A 23,943-nucleotide genomic window follows, 5' to 3' on the forward strand; every position below is an offset into this window, starting at 1 on the left:
ATAGCATGAATATCGGAATTTTGGCGGCATATCGGTAGTCTAATGAAGTCCGAGGCACTCTGGCAGCATAGCGGAAGCTTAATGAAGTCCGAGGCACTCTGGGAGTATATCGGAAGCTTAATGAAGTCCGAGGCACCCTGAGAGCGTAGCGGAAGTTTAATAAGTCCAAGGTACCCTGAGAGCATAGCGGAAGCTGGGTGGAGTCCCGGGCGCTCTCGCAGCATCTGCCGGAAATCCGAAGCCGGTCGGTCGGAATAATCGCTCGATCGGGTGAAGGAGAGGCAGAATCGCCGAATAGGAAAAGGCTGCCTCCAAGGTCTGAATGACCGAAGAGACAGCCTCTGCGCGTCGAATCTAATTTAGGCGATTTCCCTTTTAGGAAAGGCCTTTTGCTTTTCGATAGGCGTCGATATATTCGGCCGACCTGCGGCGGATGAGCTCGTAGTCGCCCGTCTTCACAGCTTCGTTCGTCAAGTCCGAGCCGATTCCGACGGCCACGGCGCCGGCGCGGATCCAGTCGCCAAGATTGGCGAGGTTGACGCCCCCGGTAGGCATGAGATTCGCCTGCGGAAGCGGACCCTTGATGGCGGAGATGGTCGAAGGCGAGTAGAGGTTGCCCGGGAACAGCTTGCAGATGTCCACGCCGAGCTCCAGCGCCTCTTGAATTTCCTTGACGGTCATGACGCCTGGCATTATGGGCACCCGGTACCGATTGCAGAGGGCGACGGTTGCCGGATTCAGAGACGGTCCGACGACGAATTCGGCTCCGGCCAGTATGGCGGCGCGGGCCGTCTCCGGATCGAGCGCGGTGCCGACGCCGATAATGGCGTAACGATCCGAATCGGGGGCGGCCGAGGCGGAATACTTCTTCGCAAGAGTCTCGATCGCTTGCAAGGCGAAGGGAACGGTCATCGTCACCTCGATGACTTTGATGTCGCCCGCGATCGCTTGCTCCGCCATGGCGACGACGTCCTCCGCCGACTTGCCGCGCAATACCGCGACGACGCCTTCGTTCACGATTTGCTGGACGATTTTCAGCTTTTTCATGGTGTATGCTCCATCTCCTAACGTTCTACATGACCTTTGCCGCCGAGCACGGCTTCGACTTCCTCCGACGTTGGGAGGCCTTCCCAATCACCGTATGCCTGAACCGCCAACGAACCGAGAAGGTTGCCGAGACGAACCGCTTCCCCAAGCGGCTTCCGCTTCAGCACTCCCGACAGGAATCCGGCGCAGAAGGCGTCGCCCGCCCCGACGGTGTCGACGACCTGCTTCGCTTTGAAATAGGGAATTTCAGTCAGGCGGCCGTTCTCAAGCAAGTAGGTGACGTCCGCGCCGCCTTTGATGACGGACACGCCCGGCAGCTTGCCGAGCATACCGGATAGCGCGCCAAGATCGTCCGTTCCGTACAGCAGCTTCAGCTCGTCCAAGCCGGGCAAAAAATAATCGGCTTGCTCGGCGATCGGCAGAAGCGCCGCTCTCGCTTCGTCCGCGCTCCACAGCTTGAGGCGGATGTTCGGATCGAAGCAGATTTTGACTCCGCGGGAGCGGGCGATCCTGACCGCTTCAAGCAGTGTCAGGCGGCAGCTTTCGCTAAGAGCGGGAGTAATGCCGGTTACGTGCAGAATGGTCGCGGAGCCGATATATTCGGCATCAAGCTCATCCGGCTGCATGGCGCTCATCGCCGATAGCTTCCGGTAGTAATAGACGGACGATTTTCCGGCAATCGACTCTCTCATCATAAGGCCCGTAGGTCCGTTAGCCGAGAGAGCGGCTCTGGAGACGTCGACGCCTTCGCCGCGAAGCTTTTTCAATATGAACCGGCCCAGCGGATCGTTGCCGAGCCGGCCGAACCAGCCGACCCGATGTCCAAGCCGGGCCAGTCCGATGGCGACGTTGCTTTCCGCGCCGCCGAACAGCTTCTCCAGCGATGCGGCATGCTCGATTCCTTTGGAAGAAGAGGGCATGAATAAAGCCATCGTCTCCCCGAAGGTGACGACCTCGGGTCCGTTCAGCAGAAGCGATTCGTTCACGTATAAGACCTCCAGATCCGATTTTGCGCAACTATGTTCTAACGATTCATCCAGCCGCCATCGACGCACAGCACGTGACCGTTCATGTAGTCCGACGCCGAGGAGGCGAGGAAGACGGCCGGTCCGACCAGGTCGACATCCGATCCCCAGCGTCCCGCCGGGATTCGTTCGAGAATGGCTTTGCTTCGGGCGGGATCGTTGCGAAGAGCTTCCGTGTTGTCCGTGCTCATGTAGCCGGGCGCGATGGCGTTAATCTGGACGCCCTTGCTCGCCCACTCGTTGGCGAGCGCTTTCGTCAGACCGGCGACCGCATGTTTGCTGGCCGTGTAGCCGGGCACGTTGATGCCGCCCTGGAACGACAGCATGGAGGCGATGTTAATTATTTTTCCCGATCCTTGGGCGATCATGACGCGTCCGGCGGTTTGGGACAGTACGAACACCGAATTCAAGTTCACGTCGAGCACCTCCTGCCAATCGTCGTAGGAGTGCTCGGCAGCGGGCGTCCGGCGGATAATGCCTGCGTTGTTGACCAGAATATCCAGACGGCCGAGCTGCACGACCGTCTCTTCCACAAGACCTGCGAGCTTGGCGCGATCGCCGACGTCGGCTTGCAGCACGATAGCTTTCCGTCCCAGAGCCTCGATCTCGCGCTTCGCTTCGTCCGCCGGCGTCCGATTCGTTACGAGCGCGACGTCGGCACCCGCTTCCGCCAATCCTGCCGCGATGGCGCGACCCAGTCCGCGTCCCGCACCCGTTACGATTGCCGTGCGCCCCGTCAAATCAAACAGCTTTTTCAATTCGGACCGAGCTCCCTTCGTAGCGCCGAACCGTCTCATCGTCCAGTCCGGCATCCGTAATGATCAAATCGACATCTTGCAAGGAGGCGAACGTAAGCAACGTGGCGCGGTCGAATTTGCTATGGTCGGCAACCGCATACACTTCCTTAGCCCCTGTCATAAACGCTTTTTTCAGCTCGATAAGCTCCCCGGTGAATACGGACAGCCCGTATTTTTCGTGAATGCCCGCCGCCGACAGGAACACCTTCTGCACGTTGAGCCGAGTGACCCACTCCAGCGCGTCGTTGCCGATCAGCACGTTATGCTGGCGATACCCGCCGGGGACGACAAGCCGGATTTGTTCCTTGCCGACGAGCTCGCGTACGATCATCAGATCGTTCGTCAACACGGTCAGCGGCTCGTTCGGCAAGCGGCGGGCGATTTCCAGAGTCGTGCTGCCCGCGTCCAGCGCTATGACGTCCTCCGCCTGAATGTAACGAAGAGCATGGGCCGCGATAGCTTCCTTCTCTAGCGGAAACTTCGTATTCGGTATTTGCAGCAGGGGCAAAATAGTGTCGCTTCCTTGTATGGCAACGGCGCCTCCGTGTATGCGGCGAAGAAGGCCGTCGTCCTCCAGCTTTTCGAGATCTTCCCTTACGGTCTTAGGCGTAACGCCGAACCGGTCGCTTAGCTCCACGACTTTGACGGTTCCGTTCTCCTGAAGACGTTCCATAATAAATTGGTGTCTTGCGGCGGCCAACATGAGGTCAAGCCCCTTCCGTCGTTTCTCTTATCTCAACGTGCTCATAGGGACGGCATCCATGTCCTTGAACGTGTAATTCTCGCCGGCCATGGCCCAGACGAACGCGTAGCTGCTCGTGCCCGCGCCCGAGTGGACGGACCATGCGGGGGAGATGACGGCTTGCTCGTTCGCCACGACGATATGGCGGGTTTCGTCCGGCTCCCCCATCATGTGGAAGACACGCGCATCTTCGCCGAGATTGAAGTACAAGTACGCCTCCATCCGGCGGTCGTGTACGTGCATAGGCATCGTGTTCCAGACGCTTCCCGGCTTGAACAGCGTAACGCCAAGCATAAGCTGGCAGCTTTGCACGCCGTTTTCGTGGATGATCTGGTGAATGGTGCGTTCGTTCGAGGACTCCAGCGATCCGAGGTGGAGCGTGTTCGCTTCCTCGACGGACACTTTGCGTGTCGGGAACGTCGAGTGTGCGAGAGCGGAGGTGAAGTAAATTTTGGCGGGAGCAGCCGCGTCTTTGCTCGCCAGACGAACGTCCTTCGCTCCCTTGCCAACGTATAGCGTATCGAGCTTGCCGAGCTCGTAAGCTTCTCCGTCGACGGTAATGACCGCGATGCTGCTTCCGATATTAAAGAAGCCGATCTCGCGGCGTTCGAGGAAGAAGTCTGTTTTCAGCGTTTCTTGCGCTTCGAGCGCGAGCGCTTCGTCGGTCGGCTTGGCGCCGCCGACGATCAAGCGGTCTTCATGGGAATAGACCATCTTGATTTGACCGTCGACGAACAGCTCTTCGATTAGGTAATGGTGGCGGAGCTGGGCGGTATCGTATTTTTTGGCATCGGACGGGTTAGTGGAATGGCGAATTTCCATAATTTATAACCTCCAAATGTTCGAAAATGTTTGATTTTAATATATCACACATTATAGAACAATATGACACGAAAACCAAACTGTATTTTTGCAAATCGCGCCGAGGATTTAGAGTTGGAGCCGACAAAATGGTACAATAGCGGAAGGAAAGAACGTATGGAGGAAGGCGGAACGGTTATGGCAAATACTCACGTATACTCCCGCAAGGAAGAAGTCGCGAACGCCATTACGCACGGGATCGGCACGCTGCTCAGCATTGCGGCGCTCGTGCTGCTGATCGTATTCGCAAGCTATAAGGAGTCCGCATGGCACGTGGTTAGCTTTACCATTTACGGCGTTACGATGCTTCTGCTCTACGCGGCCTCTACGCTTGTTCATTCCTTCCCCGAAGGCAAAATGAAAGATTTGTTCGAGACGTTCGACCATTCGTGTATATATTTGTTCATCGCGGGGACGTATACGCCGCTGCTGCTGACGGCGCTTAGAAGCCCGCTCGGCTGGTCGCTGTTCGGTGTCGTGTGGGGACTGGCGATCGGCGGAGTCGTATTCAAAGCTTTTTTCACGAAAAAATTTCTGGTGCTCTCGACGTTATTTTATGTGGCTATGGGTTGGATTATCGTGTTCGCGTGGGGGCCGTTGCGGGCCGAGCTGCAGCAGGGCGGCCTTAATCTTCTTATTATCGGCGGGCTTCTATACACGTTAGGCTCCGTATTTTATGTTTGGAGAGGCTTCAAGTATCACCATGCCGTCTGGCATTTGTTCGTCGTAGCTGGCTCCGTCATGCACTTTTTCGCCATCCTGCTGTATGTGTGAATTTGCCGCGATTCAATAAAGCCGACCGGGCTTCGATGCCGGGTCGGCTTTTTCGTCGTCGGCTCCAACTTGCGGGTTCATGTCTCGCGAGGAACGCCATATGATGTAGCATGCGGAAGGGCGAGGTGATGAGAATGAGCGCGAAGCAGCGGTTGTCCGTGCCGGGGGAGTCGAGCTTTCAGAGCGTCGCGGAACGGAACCTGTCTCCGGGCGACGTGTTGGCAAGAATCATGGCTTTCATTTCTCAAAATCCTAAAGCTGCGTATCATTTCATCATAGGAACGGACAGTCAAGTGCATAGAGGGTATACGAAGTTCGTGACGGGAATTATCATTCATCGTCTCGGTCAAGGAGCATGGGCTTGCTACAGGCAGACGGCGTTACCGAGGGAACTGACCTCCATCCGGGAGAAGCTGGTGCTGGAGACGTCTTTTTCGCAGAGGGTTGCCGCTTTCTTCGATGCCGACGCGGTCGGGCGAATGGAGGATTTGCTGCTGCCTTACGTTTATCAGGGCGCGATGCTGGAGACCTACATCGATATTGACGCGGGTACGGAGCCGGCCGTCAACAAAACGTCTCTGTACGTGCAGGAAATGATGGACAGAGTGGAAGCGATGGGCATGTACGCGCCCCGCGTGAAGCCGGAAGCTTATGCGGCTTCCTCTTATGCGAACAGGCATACGAAGAAGCCGATCCGGCTCGTGATGTAGGGGCGGGAGTTGGACGGAATGTCGACATTTTTTTCGTTGACGGGTTATTTCCGACATCAGCTGACAGGAAATGATCCGCTTGATATGGAAGTAGATTGGTATCACATTTTACACGGGGGATCGAATGCTTACGCAACTTACGGAAGCTTACGTTGACCAATTGGCGCTTAACGCCAATGCCATTAAGAACGGTAAAGATTTGGCGAGGAAGAATAACTTCCCTCTGCTTTGCCAGTCGGACGACGGAACGCTGTTGTTCGGCGAGTGCAAAGGCAGCGGAAGCGAGCCTTATCGCTGTTCCGTCGATTTCCTTAAATCGGATTCCCCGGTGTTCCGTTGCTCTTGTCCAAGCAGACAATTCCCATGCAAGCATCTGCTCGGACTCTTGTACTCTTACTGCTCCGGCAAAGAGTTTGCGATTGAAGGCATTCCTCAAGACATTGCGGACAAAAGGGACAAGGCCGATAAGCGCGAGGAAAAGAAAAAAGAAGCTGACACAGCAGTCGGAGAGCCGACGAAGCGCAAGACGAACAAATCCGCGCTTGCGAAGAAAATAGCCGCTCAGCTCGAAGGCCTCGCGCAGGCGGAGCGGCTCGTCGCCGGCCTCGTACAGTCCGGGCTCGGCAGCGTGGATAAGAAGACGATCCGAATGTTGGCGGAACAGGACAAGCAACTGGGCAATTACTACATCCCGGGGTACAAGCGGCTTTTCGCGACCTGATACTAACGCTGCAAGCCGATGACGACAGAGACGCGATGTATACGGAAGCCGTGGAGCGGCTAACGACTCTTCATTCTCTGTTTCGTAAAAGCCGTGAGTACTTAACCGGACGCTTGAACAACCCTGAAGCCCCGATGGATACGGAATCGACGCTGGAGGAACGAATCGGACATGCTTGGCAGCTTGCCGAGCTTAGGGAATACGGGCTCGTCCAGCAGGACGTGGAGCTGGTACAGCTAGCGTTTCACTCCTATGCGGACGAAGCGCGGGGGGAGTTCGTTGACCAAGGCTATTGGGCTGGCACCGGATCGGATAAAGTGTTCGCGACTCGAACATACCGGCCTTATCGCGCAGCGAAATATATCAAGGAAGAAGATTCCGTCTTTCACGTCGTTCAAGCCAAAGAGCTATTCATCTATCCTGGAGAGCTCAACCCTCGGATCCGCTGGGAAGAAGCTTCTTATCGGGAGCCGAAGCCGCAGGATTGCGCAGCTTTGAAAGTCCAAGCGCTTCGCTCTGTGCCCGATGCCGTCAAGCTGGCGAAAAACCAAATGAAAAATCCGCTGTCAGACAAGCATCCGGTTCTGCTTCTCGCATTTCGGGACATTGCCGTTCAAGAAGGTCGCTACGTATTGACGGATCATCAGGGGAAACAGCTTCCTCTGGAGGACAGCGGTCCGATCCATGAAGCGACGACTCCGTTATTGCCGCTGCTTGCGCGAGATTATCTGGAAAATCAGGCGATGGCAGTCATGTTCAGCCATGACAAGAGTCGGAACAGATTGTCTGCCAAGCCGCTAAGCGTAATCACGGATAGGGATATTGTCAGACTGCTTTTTTAATTATGAGATCGGGGAGACAATGGAATGAGCATGGACGCGCTTATCGAGCTGCGGCACGAGGTACGCAGGCTATTCATAGCTGGAGGCAAGCTGGCTCCGGGAGACCTGAAGCTTACCAAGCTTGTGCCCTCGCTGCGACAAATAGGAGAAACAGCGCCCGTATTCGCCCGCGTAGCCCAATCGGTGGAAAGAGCGATCGGTCCGGCGGAAGACGACGGAGCTTCGAGGCTTTTGGAATTGGCGATGCTGTTGAACTCGATTTCGTATACCCAGGGAAGGACGGATATCGGGGACGGAGAGATTGTTCCTTTGCAAGGAGGGCACGATTTCTCATATGCGAATATCGGTTATCGGAAAATAAAGCCGGTATTGGACGCTCTGACTCAAAAAGGGCCGGGACGTCTTGAAGTTCTGCAAACGGCGTACCAAGAAGGAGTATTTCGCGATTTTCGTTTGCTTATTCCCGCCGTTTCCGCGCTTGACGAGAGCTACCCGGAGATCCCGGAGCTGCTCATTCACGCGATTATCCCCTCTTATGGATCTTATGCGCTGCCTGTGCTTCATGCCAAGCTGGAGCTGGACGGGGGAAAGGGAGATTCGCGGAGATTGCAGATGATTCATCGGTTATCGGGATATGCCGAGATCGATCTGTACGCGAGAGCGGCGGAAGAAGGGGCGTTCGAAGTCCGCCTGGCTGCCATCCACGCGCTTGGCGACTACTCTGATCAGGAGGAACGGCTTCTCGGATTGGCGGGAGATAGGCGCAAGGAAATTAGGCGCGCCGCTTTGGCCTCTTTGTCGCGCTTGGATACTCCAAAGGCGGCGGCCAAAATTTTCGAAGCTTTAGCTTCGAAAGACAGGGAGATCGCAATCGAACCGGCTAGGCAAAGCAGAGATGTCCGGTTGGTCGCCCGAATTATCGAGCTGGCGGACTCCTTGAAGGCAGATATTAAGGACGGCCGCAAGGACGAGGAGACGGTCGGTCGTCTTCAATCGGCGCTCGAAGCGCTTGAAGGACGACAGACATCAGAGATGTTTGGGTTACTGAAGAGCTTGCTGAACGATCCGGCTTTTGCTATCCGCGAGACGTCGGGAATACAGGAGCGGGCCGTGCAGCAACTCGTTCGGTTGAATGATCCGGAAGCCCGGAAATTCGCAGTCTCGCTCAAGGATTCGCACAATGGGAACTTCCTGTCCTACAGCTTTGGCGCGGCGCTTCGAAGTCTGCCGCCGGAAGAAGCTTTCGATTCGTTCTCCGGTTTTTTTGAGCAAGGAAGGAAGGGGGTCGTGCGCGATTTGCTTCGCGTGTTCCACGACTTCGTTAGTTCCGAGGATGAAGAAACAGCCGCATCCGGTTCCGGGGAGAAAGTGGATTCTCGTTGGATCGGCTTGTTCGTGAAGACGGATCACATCAACTCTGTCAGTCGCCTAATTAGACCTCAAGACAGCAACGCGGCGGCATACTTGGCGGATAAATGCAAGGCCGAGCCGGACTTCACGGATCACGATACCGTGCGGGCGCTTCTTGCCTTGTACAGGATCGGCCATAAGGATACTCCCGAATTGCTCATGCATGTGCTGTATTCCGGTGTCCACGGAAATATATATTACCTCAACGACGATCAAATGAATGCGTTAATGCTCTTGCCTGGCGCATACGCCGAACCCTTGCCCGGTTCGCGGCAGATAAGCTGACTTATCCGAGCGTTCAAGATCAGGTGCTGGATATTGCCGAGCAACTGAAAGCGAAGCCTAACGAATGGAACGATCAATTGGAGGAGGAAGGGTGGCTCTTATGGATCAAAAACAAAATGTCTTAAGGCTCCCGTCGGAGCGGCTGTACCAGGATGAGCTTGAGGCGCTGAGAGCCCACGACAATGAGGCGAAGCCTGCGGGCTGGCAATTGTCGCCCCGCGCGGCATTGACCTTCATTACCGGCGGAAAAGTCGGCGGGACGACCGTTACTCCGAAATATATAGGCAACCGTCGTCTCGTCGAAATGGCGATCGCTACTCTTCTTACCGATCGATCGCTGCTGCTTATCGGCGAGCCGGGTACGGCTAAATCCTGGCTGTCCGAAAACTTAACGGCAGCCATTCACGGAGATTCTTCCAAGGTAATTCAAGGAACGGCCGGTACGAGCGAAGAGCATGTCCGTTATTCTTGGAACTATGCTATGCTGCTGGCCCAGGGGCCTTCGGAAAGCGCTCTTATCAAAAGCCCGATTTATCGGGCGATGGAAACGGGAGGAATAGCCCGGTTCGAGGAAATTTCCCGCTGCGCCTCCGAAGTGCAGGATGCCCTTATCTCCATTCTGTCGGAGAAGACGATCGCTATTCCCGAGCTGGGGAAAGAAATTGCCGCCTCGAAAGGGTTTTCCGTTATTGCAACTGCCAATACCCGGGATAGAGGCGTTAACGAGATGTCCGCAGCGCTTAAACGCAGGTTCAATATCATTGTTCTTCCATCACCTTCGGATCTGGAGACGGAAGTGAATATCGTTAGCCGCCGGGTGGCTGAAATTGCCTCAAGCTACGAATTGAAGGCGTCGCTGCCGGCGCAAGAGGCCGTTATGAAGATCGTGACCATTTTCCGCGAGCTTCGCGGCGGCGTTACGTTGGACGGCAAAGAAAAGATTAAGCCTCCTTCGGGCGTTATTTCAACGGCCGAAGCGATCTCGTTGTTAACCGGAAGCATGGCGCTCGCGGGCAGCTTCGGAACCGGGACGATAACGGAGGAGGATTTGGCGGGAGGCCTCCAAGGGGCTATCGTGAAGGATGAGGAAAAGGATAGGCTTGTCTGGAAGGAATATTTGGACAACGTCATGAAAAAGCGGGGGTCGGAATGGCGGAGCCTATACAACGCTTGCCGGGAAATGAACGATTGACCGGAGATAGCGGAGAGGTTCGCGTCTTCGGCATCCGTCATTTGTCGCCTTCGGGGGCTTATCATCTTACCGAGTTCCTAGATGCGGTTCGGCCTTCTGCGATATTGGTAGAAGGGCCTAGCGATGCGAGCGGTCTCATCTCCCAGATCGTTTCCAAGGGCGTAGTGCCGCCGATTGCGCTGCTTGCCTATACCAGTCAGCTTCCGGTGAGAACGCTGTTGTACCCGTTTGCGGATTATTCGCCGGAATATCAGGCCTTTCGTTGGGCCGATCGCCACGGAGCAGCCTGCGAGTTTATCGATTTGCCTTCCGGCAACGCGCTGGCCTTGCACGGACTGACGTCCGAAGAGGACTCCGAGTCGAGGGCCGAAGATCGGCAACAGTATGCGTTCCGGCAACGCGAGCTGTATCGGAGAATCGCCGAGCTATCGGAAGAACCCGACTATGAGGCGTATTGGGAGCGGCAGTTCGAACACAACTCGGGCGACCAAGCGTATAGAGAGACGATTTCGGTTTTTTCCGTCCGCATGAGGGAGCTGACGGAGCAAGATGAGCTTGCTTTCAATCCACAAGGAGCCGCCTACAACGAAATTCGCGAAGCCTACATGCGCCGGCGAATTCAAGAGACGCTGGAGGCCGGGCACGCTCCAGGCGATGTCGTCGTCGTAACGGGCGCGCACCACGCGTCTGTACTGACAGGGACGAACCACGTCATGACGGATCGGGAGCTGGCGGCTCTATCATTTACGGACACTCGCCTCACTCTTATGCCCTATACGTATTATAAGCTTTCTTCCCACTCCGGTTATGGGGCGGGCAATCAGGCTCCAGCTTATTTCCAGCTGTTCTGGGAATGCTTGCGGGAAGGCAGGCTGCCCGAGCTTCCCAATCGTTATTTGTCCAATCTGGCAGCGCGGCTAAGGGAGAGGGGAACCTACCGATCGACGGCATCCGTCATTGAGGCGGTCAGAATGGCCGAAGCTCTCGCCTCTCTCAGAAGCGGGAGCCAGCCGACTTGGCAAGATCTCCGCGACGCAGCTGTCGTTTGTCTAGGCGGAGGAGAATTGTCCGTCATTGCCGAGGCTCTTGCCCGCGTCGATATAGGAACGGTCATAGGCCGGCTGCCGGAAGGCGTCAGCCAAACCCCAATCCAGGATGATTTGGCCAGAGAGCTCCGGCGGCTGAAGCTGGAGAAATACAAGTCGCCCGTCGCGCAGAGTCTGGAGTTGGATTTGCGCGAGAACAGGCGTGTTCAATCGGAGAGCGCGGCTTATCTCGATTTGAACCGATCTATTCTGCTGCATCGTCTTGAGATACTGGATATCCGATTTGCCCGCAAGCTTCCGGTGAGACAGGATGCCGCCAGTTGGGCGGAGCACTGGACTCTGCAGTGGTCTCCCGAGACGGAGATTCAAGCGGTGGAATCGACGTTGAAGGGCGAGACACTCGAAGTAGCGGCGGCCTACGTCATTCATGAGAGGCTGCTGTCGATCTCGCATATCGGTGAAGCGTCAAGACTAATCCGCGCGGCTTGCTTATGCGATCTTCCGAAGGCGATGAACGATGCCAAGCGCCTGCTTCAGACGCTCGCCGTCGATGCCGGATCGTTCGAGCACGTCGCGGAGGCGGCTTTCGAGCTTTCGACGATCATCCGGTTCAGCTCGATCCGCAAGCATGAGACGGAATCGCTTGTTCCGTTGTTGCGCCAATTGTTTCTGCGCGGAGCGTTATCCGTCAACGAAGCGGCTAACTGCAACGACGATGCGGCGGCTCCCGTCTTGTCGGCTGTCCGGATGCTGCATGCCTTAGCCCAGGAGCATGACGGCGAAGTGGACGGGGACGTCTGGCTCCGGGAATTGAACCGTCTAGCGACACGCGACGACCGCAATCCGAAGCTATCCGGCTTCAGCTTTGCCATTTTGCTTGAGCAGGACGCGTGGGCGGGGGAGGAAGTGGCCAGAGAGGTGTCCAGAAGGTTATCTCCGGGCATCCCCGCCGATCTGGGGGCGGGCTGGTTTGAAGGATTGTCTATGCGCAACCGTTACGCACTCTTGTCGCGGCCGTTGCTCTGGGAGCATCTGGACGCGTATATTCAATCTCTCGAAGACGAGCAATTCCGCAGATCTCTGGTCTATTTGCGCCGGGCTTTCTCGGCGTTCGAGCCCAGAGATAAAGCAGCCGTCGCCGATCTGTTAGGCGGATTATGGGGAGCGGAAGACTCCAGCTTGCACTTGCAACGGCCGCTTAGCGAAGAGGAGAAGGAGAGTCTGGATGAGCTTAACGATTTTGATTTCGAGGACTTGTAGCCGATGCCTATGAAAGATATCGATGCCGAGAAGTTGCGACGCTGGAGATTCGTACTGGGGGAGGCGGCCGAAGAAAGCTTATCTTCCATGGCCGGGGGAGGCGGTCCGCTGCTTACGGACGAGGATTCCGTTATGGATGCCGCTCTTGCCGCCATTTATGACGATACCGAAGCCGCCGGAGGGGGAACTTTAGCCTCGCCAGGAGCTGGAGGAGCTTCTCGATCGGCGGGATTAGGGAAGTCGTCGCCCCGGCTCGCGAAGTGGCTTGGAGATGTTAGAGCTCTGTTTCCGCCGGACATCGTGTCCGTCATTCAGGCGGATGCGATCGAGAGAAAGGGGCTGCAGCAACTTCTCTTCGAGCCCGAGCTGCTATCCCAAGTGAAGCCGGATATTCAAATGGTCGCGACGCTGATGTCGCTTCGCGGCCAAATACCGGAGAAAGCAAAAGAAACGGCGCGGAGGCTTGTTCATTCCGTCGTCGAGGAAATCGTCAAGCGGATGGAGCAGGAGCTTCGCCGCGCCGTAACCGGAGCTCTGAATCGGCGACAGCATTCTCCTCTGCCGTCCGCGAGCGGATTGGATTGGAAGACGACGATTCGTCGCAATCTGCGCAATTACGACCGGGAACGGGGCATAGTCATTCCCGAAAAAATCTACTTTTTCGACCGCGCCCGTCGAAGCAAGGAGTGGACGGTCATATTGGATATCGATCAAAGCGGCTCGATGGCCGGCTCCGTCATTTATGCTTCTATCGTCGGCTCGATATTTGCCAGTATGCCCTCTCTCGATACCAGAGTGGTTGTTTTCGATACGGAGGTCGTCGACTTGAGCGAACAATGCGCCCATGATCCCGTCGATATGCTTTTCGGCATTCAATTGGGAGGGGGAACCGATATTAACAAATCGATTTCCTACTGCGAGACCTTCATCCGCGAACCGAAAAAAACGTTGTTCATACTCGTATCCGATCTGTACGAGGGAGGCAATCAGGCGGAGATGATTCGAAGGCTGGGAGAGATGCACCAGGCGGGCGTAAAGACGATGTGCTTGCTGGCATTGTCTGATGAGGGCGTTCCTTCTTATGACGAGCGAGTCGCCACGAAGCTTGCCAAGTTCGGCATTCCTAGCTTCGGCTGTTCTCCGAATCGACTTCCCGAGCTGATCGAGGGAGCTCTAAAGGGAATGGACTTGCAAGTGTTGGCGGATGGGCTGAAATCATAGCCTTCCGTCGGCCCGCGACTAGAATGGCGATGCCGAGAATGCGGTTCCTTGCCCGGTATGGTAATCTGGTAAAAATGACGGAACGGGAGCTGGACGGACGTGATTTCGATAGGATTGGCGGGCTGGGGCGACCATGACAAGCTCTATCCGGAGCGGCTCAAGGCAAAGGACAAGCTGAAGGAGTATTCGCGTCATTTTTCGACGGTCGAAGTGGACAGCTCGTTCTACGCGATTCAGCCGTCTGACCGGTTCCGCCGCTGGGCGGAGGAGACGCCGGACGATTTTCGATTCGTCGTCAAAGCATATCAAGGCTTGACCGGGCATCAACGTGGAGGCGTCGCGGCGGATCAAAGCGAGCTGTTCGGGGCATTCCGGGAGTCGTTGCAGCCTGTTCTGGAGGCGGGGAAGCTGACCGCGGCGCTGTTCCAGTATCCGCCTTGGTTCGATTGCACGAGAGCTAACGTCGAGATGCTGAAGGAAGCCCGGAAACGGATGGAAGGCATTCCATGCGCACTGGAATTCCGTCATCAGAGCTGGTTTCGGCCGGAATATCGGGAGAAGACTTTGGCGTTCATGGCCGGGGAAGATTGGATCCACAGCGTATGCGACGAACCGCAGGCTGGAGAAGGCTCGGTACCGACTGTATTGCAGGCGACGAATCCGGGTATGACGATCGTGCGGATGCACGGCCGCAACATGTCGGGCTGGAGTCAGGCCAGCGCTCCGAACTGGCGGGAGGTGCGGTATTTGTATCGATACGGCCAAGCGGAGTTAGAGGAATGGAGAAATAACGTCCTGGAGCTTGCGGAGCAAAGCCGTGACGTATGCGTGATTTTTAACAATAATTCCGGCGGCGACGCTGCCGAGAATGCGAAGCAGCTGATGGCGATGCTCGGTCAGGAGCCGATCGGGTTTCCGGAGCCGGAGCCCTCGCCCGAGCAATTGGATTTGTTTGACCTGTAGACTTTCATTGCGATACGACGCCTGCCCGATAACCGGTGCTGGGCGTCGTATTTTTTATCCCAACCTTCAAGGACATTGATTCCGCTGCTCATTATATCGCTTCTTATCCGTCGAAAGAATTAATCCAAACGAACTATCTAAAAAATAATTAACAAAATTAACTAATTCTTTAGAACTAAAAATCCGATAACAAGAGTAAACAAAGCTATCATTCATCCGACTTGGAGGCTGAACAAATGAATTTTGTCAAAAAATCTATCATTGCAACCGCATTCTCGGGAGCATTCGCGGCGATAGCCCTAATAGGCTCCGCGTTTGCCGCGACTGCGCCGACGCCGGCAGAAGCGCTGTCGGCAACGATCAGCGCCGGCACTGATGCCGGAACGACCAAAGTTACGGCAGTGCCGGATTCCGGCGATTTTCTGGTCTACCAGCTCTCGAAAACACAGGCAAAAGTTCCTACGCAAGAAACCACAGTACCAGCCACCGCCATCTATTACGTTCCGTCAACGGACATCAAGGTCGATTTGAAAACGGCCAAATACGTCGACATCTATGAAATTGACGGCACTACCTTCAAAGTAAAGAAATTCAAGGAGCTTGAAATCGGCACGAACTACACGGCTAATCTCGCTCCGGCGATCAACAAGCTCGTCATCGCGCCAGGGACTGCGCCAACGACAATCAAGGCAACGGCTACCTTGGGCAAAGGTAACAAATTAAAGGTATTTCCCGGTAACGTTCCGGTAACGTATCCACCTCTTATCGGATCGTCCGTTGAAGGCGGCATTGTTTATACGCTCGGCCAGAACATCCCCCTGGATCCGACAAATGACAACTACATTGCCTTTGTGGAACTTGACGGCAGCGGAAAAGCGGTGGCGTTCACCGAAGTTAAAGTGGACAACGCCATCGTAACGGCGTCCGCCCTCAAGGAGCCGACGATCGCGGCCGGTTCCAAGGCTGGCACGACAAAGCTGACTGCTACTCTTAGCAAGAGCGGCAACGCTCTAGTTTACCAATTGGCAGCTAAAAAACCGACGGTACTGCCGACGATAGGAAGCTCTCTGCCGGCCGGAACGTTCCCGTACACGAGCGGCAATGACATCCGGGGCGTCGATACGGTGAAAAACAAGTTTTTGAACGTATACGAAATTACGGATAAGGGCAAAGTCGCATCGTACCAGTCCTTCGAGCTGAAGCAAGCCGACATTTCCGTTCCTGCTGTTACGGTAACCTCGTCCACTTACGGCAAAAAAGCGGGAAGCACCATCTTTGTGCTTAAAGCGGCTGCGGGCGGAACGTTTCAGATTGCGCTGACCGATTCCCCAATTTCCGTACTGCCGCAAGTGGGAGATTCCGCTCCGTCCGGAACGACGGCCTACAAGTCCGGAACGGATCTTATCATCGGTAACAGCAAATATATCGATGTTTATGAGCTGAACAAGCAATCGAAAATAGTGGGCTTTGCGGAAATCGCCATGGCGGACTACGGCAAAATTACGGCTCCAGTGTTGGCTTCAACCGTTCAATCGTCCGTGTACACCGCGGGCAGTGCGGCGTTGACCGTCAATTCCGGCAACACGGTTTATTACGCCATTAACAGCAAAGCGACGAACGTGCTGCCTGCCGTCGGCACTCCGATTTCCACATCCGGCAAGGTGCTCGTTACTTCGACGACTCAAGACCTTGTCGCCTTCCTTGGCGATGTAAACAAATTCGTGGACGTTTACGAATTGGACGGCAACGGCAACCTTCTTTCTTTCGCGTCGATCAAGCTTATTGCGACCATGTTCGCGCCTGCTCCTATTAATTTCACGATAGCTCCGGGCTTGAGCGAAGGCTCGACGAAGCTGACGGTTGTCCCGGCCAAAGCCGGCAACATATTCAAGTTTGAGGTCAGATCGGTAGGCGATCCTGTCCCGACGATAGTCAGAGGCGCTCTTCCTCCGGGTTCTGTGAATCTCGTTAACAGCGGCAGCGAAATCGGCACATTAGACCCGATTACGAAAAAATTTATCGACTTGTATGAGCTGGCAGGCGGCAAAATCGTCGGCTACAAACAAATCATACTGACGTCGGCGGACATTAAAGGCGCCGTTCCGGTTGAGACGGAGGAGCCTACCGGCCTGTGCCTGTTATAGCCGGTACGAATCCAATCTTGAAAGATATAGGCTCGACTTACACCCTTAACGTAGAAATCGCCAATGCCGCGAATCGCTACTTCGCCTATTCCGTACGCGATTTTGACGTAGTAACGGCGACTCCGCCTCCAAACTATGGCGACGATTACTGGAGTGTAGCGCCTAGCCCGTCCTTGTATTACCCGAATACAGGAGGGCCGAGCAATATTATGGTCCAAAAAAACCAAAAATACGTTGCCATTTACGAATTGACCAGCACTGCGGAAGGCAGCAAAATAATTGGCTATACGGAATTCGTAATAGCGGATTTGCCTATTTCTCCTCTTTGAGCATCGTATTGAAGACTAAATAAACGAAGAGGGTGCCCCCTAAGGATGGATGAGGGGCACCCTCTTTCCCATTCGGCGGTAGTTTATTCGTTGCGGACTCAACAGCCGTTATTTTCACAGTTCCAAAAAAATAAGCGCCGTCGCGGCTGCCTTTATGGCGGCATTGCGATCGGCGCTGTTCAGCCTTCGTATTCGGTTTTACTTGCGTAATCGGCTTTCGCGTCCATTCCAGCCTTCCGATTTCCGGGTTAAGCTTTCCTTCTCTTTGCGTTTTCAGCCGGCTTTTTTTGGCCTTCGACATTCCCATTCTACCGTCTCCTTGTCAATCGTATGTTCATGTCGATCATACGGCATCTTTCCTCGCTAATGCAATAGTTTCGATAAATGATTCTAAACGGGGCAATAAATTTTTTCTATTTTCATATTGACAACCATTCCCATGCGCCTATATGATAGGCAGTATCTTAAACAGGAAGGAGGCTGACGGACGTGACCGTACATGATATTCGCAACAGCATCGCAAGAACGCAACCGCAACCGAATAAGACGACGATCGTCCATCGGCCTCTACGGGCCCGAGCAATCGGAAAGAAAGGATAATCTCCCTGTCGGGCGCATAGCGCCGACCGCCGGAGAGTATTAACCTTATATTCGGAGATGTTCACGAAGACCGTAAGCGATTGGGCTTGCGGTCTTTTTGCGTTTTCTTTTTGCCGGACTTTGACCTGACAACGAACATTAGAGAGGAATGGAACGTTGATATGAGCAAGAACGAAAATTACTACCGGCGAGTCGATCTCCCCGCAGGGGAGCTGCACGTATTCGCCAAGGATGAATTATTCGAGGCCATGGGAGCGAGGACGCTCGAGATGGCCAATAACAATTTGCAAATACCGGATATCCGGTACATGAGCTATACGCCGGACGCACACGTCGGAGTCGGCACCTGCATCGGGACGACGGCTGTTTGGGAGACGGAGCGGGCTTTCGTGTCCCCTTCCATCGTCGGAAGCGACATCGGCTGCGGAATGCGGGTTCACGTCACAAACCTGAAGGCCGAAGACCTGAAAGACGTGAAGCTGCGGCGCAAGCTCGTCAAAGCGATCGAAAAACGGCTACCGGTCGAAAATCACGCGCGAGGCTATTTTTCCGATATCCGACTGGAAGACGCGCTTAGAAAAGGGCTGCACGGCTTGCCGGGCAAATACGTCCCGGACGCGTACACGCCGCGCAAAGCGACATCGCTTACGCACGTGGAATGCAGCCGCTTCCGGTTTGACGAAAGCTGGCTCGACCGCATACCGGAGCAGCTCTGGCACCGGTCTCACCGGCAGCTCGGCACGCTTGGGGGCGGCAATCATTTTGTCGAAATCCAGGCTGTAGACATTGACGAAGGCAATCGCCGCATTGCGGAGCAGTGGGGGCTTCAGGATGGACAAGTCATCGTCATGATCCATTCCGGCTCACGCTCCTGGGGCGGAGCGGTCAACCAATATTGCGGCTCGGAGGTCGCGAAGACGATGCGCCTGCTCGGGCTGGGCACCGCCGATCCGAAGCTCGCTTTCGCGCCTTTGGACAGCGAAGCGGGACAGGCTTACGCGAATCTCATGTATTCGGCTCTCAACTTCGCCGTCGTCAATCGCCATCTGATCGGCTACGCGATACGCGATGCGTTCAAGGACACGCTCGGAGCTCCGTTTGAAATGCGGACGCTGTACGATCTTATGCATAACTACGCTTGGGAGGAACGGCACGGTGACGCTTCGTATTTCGTGCATCGCAAAGGAGCGACACGCTCGCTGCCGGCCGGGCATCCCGACAACCCGGCGCCCTATGCGTCTACGGGACATCCCGCGCTCATCCCTGGCTCCATGGGGACTTCCTCGTACTTGATGGTCGGCTCACCGGAAGGAGCGCGGAACTATTACTCCATCTGCCATGGCGCAGGCCGCGTCCGCTCCCGCAATGCGACGAAGCAGCTCGTTACCGTGGACGAATTCGCATCGTCGCTGCGCATCGGACAGGATGACGAAATCGTCGTCAATCACAAAGGGCTCGAATCGATCATCGACGAGTCCCCTCAAGCTTACAAAGACGTAGATCAAATTATCGAAAGCGTCGTCGGCGCCGGACTTGCGACTGTCGTAGCCAAGTGTCGGCCGATGGCGACCGTCAAAGGAGTATAAAAGAGCAGATGAGTATAACGATTAGAACGTCGGACCGATTGTCCGACACACGCACTTATTTTGACTACGCCTCTATCGTGAAGAAAATAACGGAGCTGTTGGAGAGCAAATACGGCTGCGCATTCCGTCTTTATTTTCAAGAGGACAGCAGTGAAGTATGGGACGCGCTTGACGAAGATATCCGCAGCGGCTTCCCGGAGCTCGAACATGCGGCCAGCGTATACGATCTCGTGGAAACCCGGATGTTTTCTTACGAATGCGACCCCGAACCGGAGAAAACCGGCTATGACATCCGGCATTCCGTAAGCAACAACGTGTTTGTCTATTCGAAGCACAAAGTCGCGTTCGTGCGGGTTCCGAGGGAGGTTCAGTACGGCCTCAACTTCGAGAATCTGATTTTCGCGGCGGGCGACGAGTGTATGGGGGCATTTCTGGCAGACATGCAGGCGCGTCAGCTTCAAAATCGAAAAATTCTCGTGTTCACGGATACGAGGGACGGGTTGGACAGAAGCCGCGAGACGACCGTTCAACCGGTAACCCGCGACGACGTCATCATGGACGAGACGCTGAAAACGCAGCTTTATCGCTCCGTCGACGAATTTTTCTCGAAGGATCGCTCCTTCTTCCAAACTTACGGGGTGCCTTACAAAAGAGGCATTCTGCTGTACGGCAAACCAGGCAACGGCAAGACGACGCTCGTGAAATCGATCTCCGCAACCGTCGGTGCCCCTGTCGCCTATTGGCAAATTACCGAATTCACGAACAGCGAGTCGATCCAGCAAGTGTTTGCCGCCGCGCTCAAGCTGGCTCCGATGGTGCTCGTCATCGAGGATATCGATTCGATGCCGGCGTCGTGCCGCTCCTTTTTTCTCAACACGCTGGATGGCGCTACATCGAAGGAGGGGTTGTTCCTGATCGGCACGACGAACTATCCGGACAAGATCGACCCCGCGCTTATGAACCGGGCAGGCCGGTTCGACCGCGCTTATGAGGTGAAGCTTCCGGATGAGGCGCTGCGGCTGGCCTACCTGACGCGCAAAGGAATGAACCGTCTGGTGGAGACAGACGCCGTCGCCGTGGCGGCTCGCCGGACGGAAGGGTTCACCTTCGCGCAACTAAGCGAGCTTTATGTCTCGGCTGCGCTGCAGTTCCATTACGAGAGCGCCTTGAATCTCGAAGAACTCATCTCCGGAATGAAGGCGGATTTCTCCAAAGGGCGAAGCCGCGAATGGATGACCGAAGGCCGTTCGCGTTCGCTCGGCTTCGTTCCGGCGGATTAATCCGAACGTCGGAATATGATAGGATAGAGGAAAGTTCCGCTATTATCGAAGGAGAGAGACATACGCCATGCCGCATCTTCTATTCCGGGGAGTAGCCCCCGATCAAATCCGTTCCTTCAGCCGCGCGTTGACATCCGAGCTTGCCGAATTATGCGGCTGCGGAACGGACAATTTCATTCTGGAGTGCTTGCATACGACCGCCGTATCGGAGCAAGGAGAGCTCGTTCCTTCCTTCCCTTTCGTCGAGATTGCCTGGTTCGAGAGAGGGGACGAGACGCGCGGCCGGATGGCGGAAGCCGTCGACAGGCATATCCGCGCGTTGGGTTATCCGGAAGCGGAGCTCGCCTTCATCGCTTATCGGGAAGATTCCTATTACATTAACGGCGTCCCGGTCGCACCGAACCCGCAGGAAGAGCTGGAAAGGCTGCGGGCGGAGAACGGGAGGCTGAAAGATCAATTGGCCCGTTCCAGACAGGCGCTGCTTGGCGGAGCCGCAGGAGGAAGCATGTCGAGCAAGCTTCGGGAAGCGTTGAGGGAGTAGCTTGCGGGAATTTTATCGAATAATGACTACTTTTGCAGCTTGCGAATTTCGCAGAAACATTTGGGCGGCGGGTCGCGTTTAAAAGTGTACCCGACCGGTCCGAACGTCATTGCGCTATTGTCTCATCTCTACGGCTCCGGCGGCAATCGAAGGAGGTCGTGTGATGAAGAAATTCGCGTTAGCCATATTGGCGCTGAGCCTGCTGCTCGGCGCTGCGATACCCGCAGCATGGGCGGCCGAGCTGACGACCGAGCAGAAATTCGAGGCGCTCAAAAAGCAAGGAATTCTGGTCGGCATGGGCGACGGAAACCCGCGATTGTACGAGTTGATGACTCGCGAGCAGTTCGCGCAGGTGCTTCACCGCCTGCTGGAGCTGCCGAATGCGACCGGGAAGCCGACTTACAGCGACGTGCTGAAGGGAAGATGGTCGTTCGATGAGATCGAAGCCGTTACGGAAGCCGGACTTATGGTCGGCACGGCTCCGCGTAAGTTCTCTCCGGCGGCGACGGTGACGGTCGAGCAGCTGGCTTCCGTTCTGGTCAGGGCGTACGGCTCGCCGGCCGGCGCCGCCACCGTATCGGGGAAGGTGTCCAATTGGGCGCGGATGTCCGTCGGAGCGGCGTTGAACAACGGCTTCATTGCCTCGCGCAGCGATTATACGGCAGGTGCGACCCGAGGCGTTCTCGTCGACGCGGTGTATGCGTATTTCGTGAAGACGCAGCAATCGCCGCTTAACGTTAGATCCGTAGAGCCGATTACGAATCAAGCGGTGAAGATCAATCTGCTGCAACGGGCCGAAACGGTCGATGCCAGCCTCTTTTTGCTTCAGGATTCGCAAGGAACTTCCATACCGGTCTACCAGGCGATGCTCGGCGGCGATGGCATGTACGTCATCCTGACGACCGGCACGCAAGCGGAAGCGCGCAAGCATTACGTATACGTGGGCGGCAAAGCATGGGAGTTCACGTCGACCCGCTCGGATACGGCGAAGCCCCTTATAACGGGACTGACGAAGTCGGCCAACCGGACTTACGTCCTCACGTTCTCGGAGCAGCTCGATCAAGCGAGCGCCGCGAATCCTTCCAACTATTCGTTAAGCAACGGTTTGAAGCTGAAGACGCTGCAATTGTCGGCCGACAAGATGAGTGTCGTGTTCACCACTACGACGCAATCGGAAGGCGTTCGTTATTATTTGACCGTCAAGAACGTCAAGGATGCGGCAGGGAACGCGATGGATACGCGGAGCGACCTGAGCTTCAACGGTACTAACGACGATACCAAGCCGAAGGTATCTTCGGTTCAGATCAATCCTTCGGCGACGCTCTCCGTCCGGTTCAGCGAGAAGGTCGATCCGCAGCTCGCGATTCAGACGGGACGCTACAAAATCGACAAAGGCTTGTCCGTGCTCAAAGCCGTCATCGACGGGGAAGGGCGGACGGTTACGCTGACGACGTCCGCTCAGAAGGACGCTACCGTCTATACCTTAACCGTCTCCGGTATTCCGGATGCGGCGGGAAACGTGATGGACACGCAGACGAACTTGTTATTCGGGGGAATCGCGAACCCTGTTCTCCCTATCAGGCTGCAAAGCATAAGCGCCATTGACGAAAATACGGTGGAGATTGTGTTCGCCGATCGCGCCTTGACCGACTCGGATATCGCCAAATTGAATTTCGTTGTGCTGCAGGATAACGGAGCGAACATCTCGATGTCGGGCTGGAGCAGATACGTTCAACGAAAAGCGGGCAGCGACAGAACCGTCACCGTGCAGATCAGGACGTCGGGCGAGGCGAATCCGCGCTTGTTCAGCCCGGGCCACTATTATCTCGGAAGGGTGACCGGCGTCGAGTCGTTATTGACCGATGAAGGGAAGAACGATATGAAATTCGGAGGGACGGTTACGTCGAACGAAGCGCCCTTCGTTACGAAGGCTGTTGCGCTTAGCCGATCTTCCGTTAAAGTGTTCTTCAGCGAGCCGGTCAAAAACGTCAACGAGACTTCCTTCGCCATTCAGGAGCAGGAAGGCCCCGCCGTTGCCATCGATTACGACGAATTGAACAATACGGGAGCAGTCGTTACCGAAGTCATTCTGAGGCTGAAGGACAGTCTGTCCCCCGGCAAAGTGTATGCGATGACGTTCAAGCAGGGCGTCACCGACGCGGCCGGCTGGAACGGATTGAAGCTCAAGAACGGCGGCTCGGACTTCAACGTTCTGTTCACCGGAATATAGCCGCTTAAAGGAGCATTCGAATGACGGCAATTATCGCCATCTACTTACTACTTGCGAACATCATAGCCTACTCACTTATGACCTACGATAAAAAGCTGGCCGTCAAAGGCAGGAGAAGAATTCCGGAAAAAACGCTGTTCGGATGGGCGGCCGCCGGGGGAGCGTTGGGCGCGCTGACTGCAATGCGCCTTCGCCGCCATAAGACAAAGCACGCTTCGTTCGTGGTCGGCATTCCATTGCTGCTCGTCTTGAACGCATTTTGCGTCTACTTCCTGCTGACGATTATCCGCTGAAAGAAAAACGGCGCGCCCCTGAACGAAGGGGTGCGCCGTTTGCA

21 protein-coding genes and 1 pseudogene are annotated in these 23,943 nt (G+C 55.6%); 16 read left to right on the top strand and 6 right to left on the bottom strand.

Annotated features, from left to right (window positions below):
* Positions 1–375 precede the first annotated feature (375 nt).
* Genes D3H35_RS17540 through kduI form a run of 5 tightly spaced genes read right to left on the bottom strand, consistent with a single transcriptional unit; the run spans position 376 to position 4,433 of the window.
* On the bottom strand, positions 376–1,047 hold the full coding sequence (locus tag D3H35_RS17540; RefSeq protein WP_119150531.1) for a bifunctional 2-keto-4-hydroxyglutarate aldolase/2-keto-3-deoxy-6-phosphogluconate aldolase: 672 nt from the start codon (positions 1,045–1,047) through the stop codon (positions 376–378).
* 17 nt (positions 1,048–1,064) lie between these two features.
* On the bottom strand, positions 1,065–2,033 hold the full coding sequence (locus D3H35_RS17545) for a sugar kinase (RefSeq protein ID WP_267901406.1): 969 nt from the start codon (positions 2,031–2,033) through the stop codon (positions 1,065–1,067).
* 38 nt (positions 2,034–2,071) lie between these two features.
* Complete coding sequence (kduD, locus tag D3H35_RS17550) at positions 2,072–2,869, bottom strand: 2-dehydro-3-deoxy-D-gluconate 5-dehydrogenase KduD (protein ID WP_119150532.1); 798 nt, start codon at positions 2,867–2,869, stop codon at positions 2,072–2,074.
* Positions 2,814–3,572, bottom strand: coding sequence for a DeoR/GlpR family DNA-binding transcription regulator (locus tag D3H35_RS17555; RefSeq protein ID WP_119150533.1), 759 nt, complete (start codon positions 3,570–3,572; stop codon positions 2,814–2,816). The genes kduD and D3H35_RS17555 overlap by 56 nt, the downstream gene beginning before the upstream one ends.
* A 27-nt stretch (positions 3,573–3,599) precedes the next feature.
* Positions 3,600–4,433, bottom strand: coding sequence for a 5-dehydro-4-deoxy-D-glucuronate isomerase (kduI, locus tag D3H35_RS17560; protein ID WP_119150534.1), 834 nt, complete (start codon positions 4,431–4,433; stop codon positions 3,600–3,602).
* A 177-nt stretch (positions 4,434–4,610) separates the two neighbouring features.
* Between kduI and trhA the strand changes: the two genes are divergently transcribed.
* The 11 genes from trhA (at position 4,611) to D3H35_RS17610 (ending at position 17,369) form a co-directional block, all read left to right on the top strand.
* Entirely contained in the window at positions 4,611–5,246 is a 636-nt protein-coding gene (gene trhA / locus D3H35_RS17565; RefSeq protein ID WP_119151204.1) for a PAQR family membrane homeostasis protein TrhA, read from the top strand.
* Between the two features lie 134 nt (positions 5,247–5,380).
* A complete protein-coding gene (locus D3H35_RS17570) occupies positions 5,381–5,956 on the top strand; it encodes a ribonuclease H-like YkuK family protein (RefSeq protein WP_119151205.1) in 576 nt (191 codons plus the stop codon).
* Between the two features lie 124 nt (positions 5,957–6,080).
* A complete protein-coding gene (locus D3H35_RS32560; RefSeq protein WP_233567977.1) occupies positions 6,081–6,677 on the top strand; it encodes an SWIM zinc finger family protein in 597 nt (198 codons plus the stop codon).
* A gap of 35 nt (positions 6,678–6,712) precedes the next feature.
* Positions 6,713–7,519 (top strand): hypothetical protein, encoded by an 807-nt coding sequence (locus D3H35_RS32565; RefSeq protein WP_233567978.1) that lies wholly within the window; start codon positions 6,713–6,715, stop codon positions 7,517–7,519.
* Between the two features lie 24 nt (positions 7,520–7,543).
* Positions 7,544–9,214, top strand: a complete 1,671-nt coding sequence (locus D3H35_RS17580; protein ID WP_119150535.1) for a HEAT repeat domain-containing protein — start codon at positions 7,544–7,546, stop codon at positions 9,212–9,214.
* Positions 9,215–9,314: 100 nt separating this feature from the next.
* Positions 9,315–10,406: an AAA family ATPase gene (locus tag D3H35_RS17585; protein WP_119150536.1), complete on the top strand. Its 1,092-nt coding sequence runs from the start codon at positions 9,315–9,317 to the stop codon at positions 10,404–10,406.
* Positions 10,364–12,712 carry a DUF5682 family protein gene (locus D3H35_RS17590; RefSeq protein ID WP_119150537.1) on the top strand — a complete coding sequence of 783 codons (2,349 nt, stop codon included), beginning with the start codon at positions 10,364–10,366 and terminating at the stop codon, positions 12,710–12,712. The genes D3H35_RS17585 and D3H35_RS17590 overlap by 43 nt, the downstream gene beginning before the upstream one ends.
* Positions 12,713–12,721: 9 nt before the next feature.
* Positions 12,722–13,933, top strand: coding sequence for a VWA domain-containing protein (locus D3H35_RS17595; protein WP_119151206.1), 1,212 nt, complete (start codon positions 12,722–12,724; stop codon positions 13,931–13,933).
* A 99-nt stretch (positions 13,934–14,032) separates the two neighbouring features.
* Entirely contained in the window at positions 14,033–14,896 is an 864-nt protein-coding gene (locus D3H35_RS17600; RefSeq protein WP_119150538.1) for a DUF72 domain-containing protein, read from the top strand.
* 236 nt (positions 14,897–15,132) lie between these two features.
* A complete protein-coding gene (locus tag D3H35_RS17605) occupies positions 15,133–17,040 on the top strand; it encodes a hypothetical protein (RefSeq protein WP_119150539.1) in 1,908 nt (635 codons plus the stop codon).
* Positions 17,028–17,369, top strand: coding sequence for a hypothetical protein (locus D3H35_RS17610; RefSeq protein ID WP_119150540.1), 342 nt, complete (start codon positions 17,028–17,030; stop codon positions 17,367–17,369). Before D3H35_RS17605 ends, D3H35_RS17610 begins: the two co-directional genes overlap by 13 nt.
* On the opposite strand, the gene D3H35_RS17615 is transcribed toward D3H35_RS17610, so the two are convergent.
* A complete protein-coding gene (locus tag D3H35_RS17615; protein ID WP_119150541.1) occupies positions 17,353–17,676 on the bottom strand; it encodes a hypothetical protein in 324 nt (107 codons plus the stop codon). The genes D3H35_RS17610 and D3H35_RS17615 overlap by 17 nt on opposite strands.
* A gap of 454 nt (positions 17,677–18,130) precedes the next feature.
* On the opposite strand from D3H35_RS17615, the gene D3H35_RS17620 reads away from it, so the two are divergent.
* From D3H35_RS17620 to D3H35_RS17640, 5 genes and pseudogenes are all read left to right on the top strand, one after another.
* Positions 18,131–19,555, top strand: a complete 1,425-nt coding sequence (locus D3H35_RS17620) for an RtcB family protein (protein ID WP_119150542.1) — start codon at positions 18,131–18,133, stop codon at positions 19,553–19,555.
* 8 nt (positions 19,556–19,563) lie between these two features.
* Positions 19,564–20,835 (top strand): AAA family ATPase, encoded by a 1,272-nt coding sequence (locus tag D3H35_RS17625; RefSeq protein ID WP_119150543.1) that lies wholly within the window; start codon positions 19,564–19,566, stop codon positions 20,833–20,835.
* A gap of 67 nt (positions 20,836–20,902) precedes the next feature.
* Positions 20,903–21,220: pseudogene (locus tag D3H35_RS17630) on the top strand (DUF1904 family protein); the annotation flags it as partial.
* A gap of 319 nt (positions 21,221–21,539) precedes the next feature.
* The gene (locus tag D3H35_RS17635) at positions 21,540–23,606 is read left to right on the top strand and encodes an Ig-like domain-containing protein (protein ID WP_119150545.1); all 2,067 of its coding nucleotides are present in this window, start codon (positions 21,540–21,542) and stop codon (positions 23,604–23,606) included.
* A 20-nt stretch (positions 23,607–23,626) separates the two neighbouring features.
* Positions 23,627–23,899: a DUF1294 domain-containing protein gene (locus D3H35_RS17640; protein ID WP_119150546.1), complete on the top strand. Its 273-nt coding sequence runs from the start codon at positions 23,627–23,629 to the stop codon at positions 23,897–23,899.
* The last annotated feature ends 44 nt before the right edge of the window (positions 23,900–23,943 follow it).

It is taken from the genome of Cohnella faecalis, assembly GCF_003570905.1.
GTDB lineage: Bacteria > Bacillota > Bacilli > Paenibacillales > Paenibacillaceae > Cohnella > Cohnella faecalis.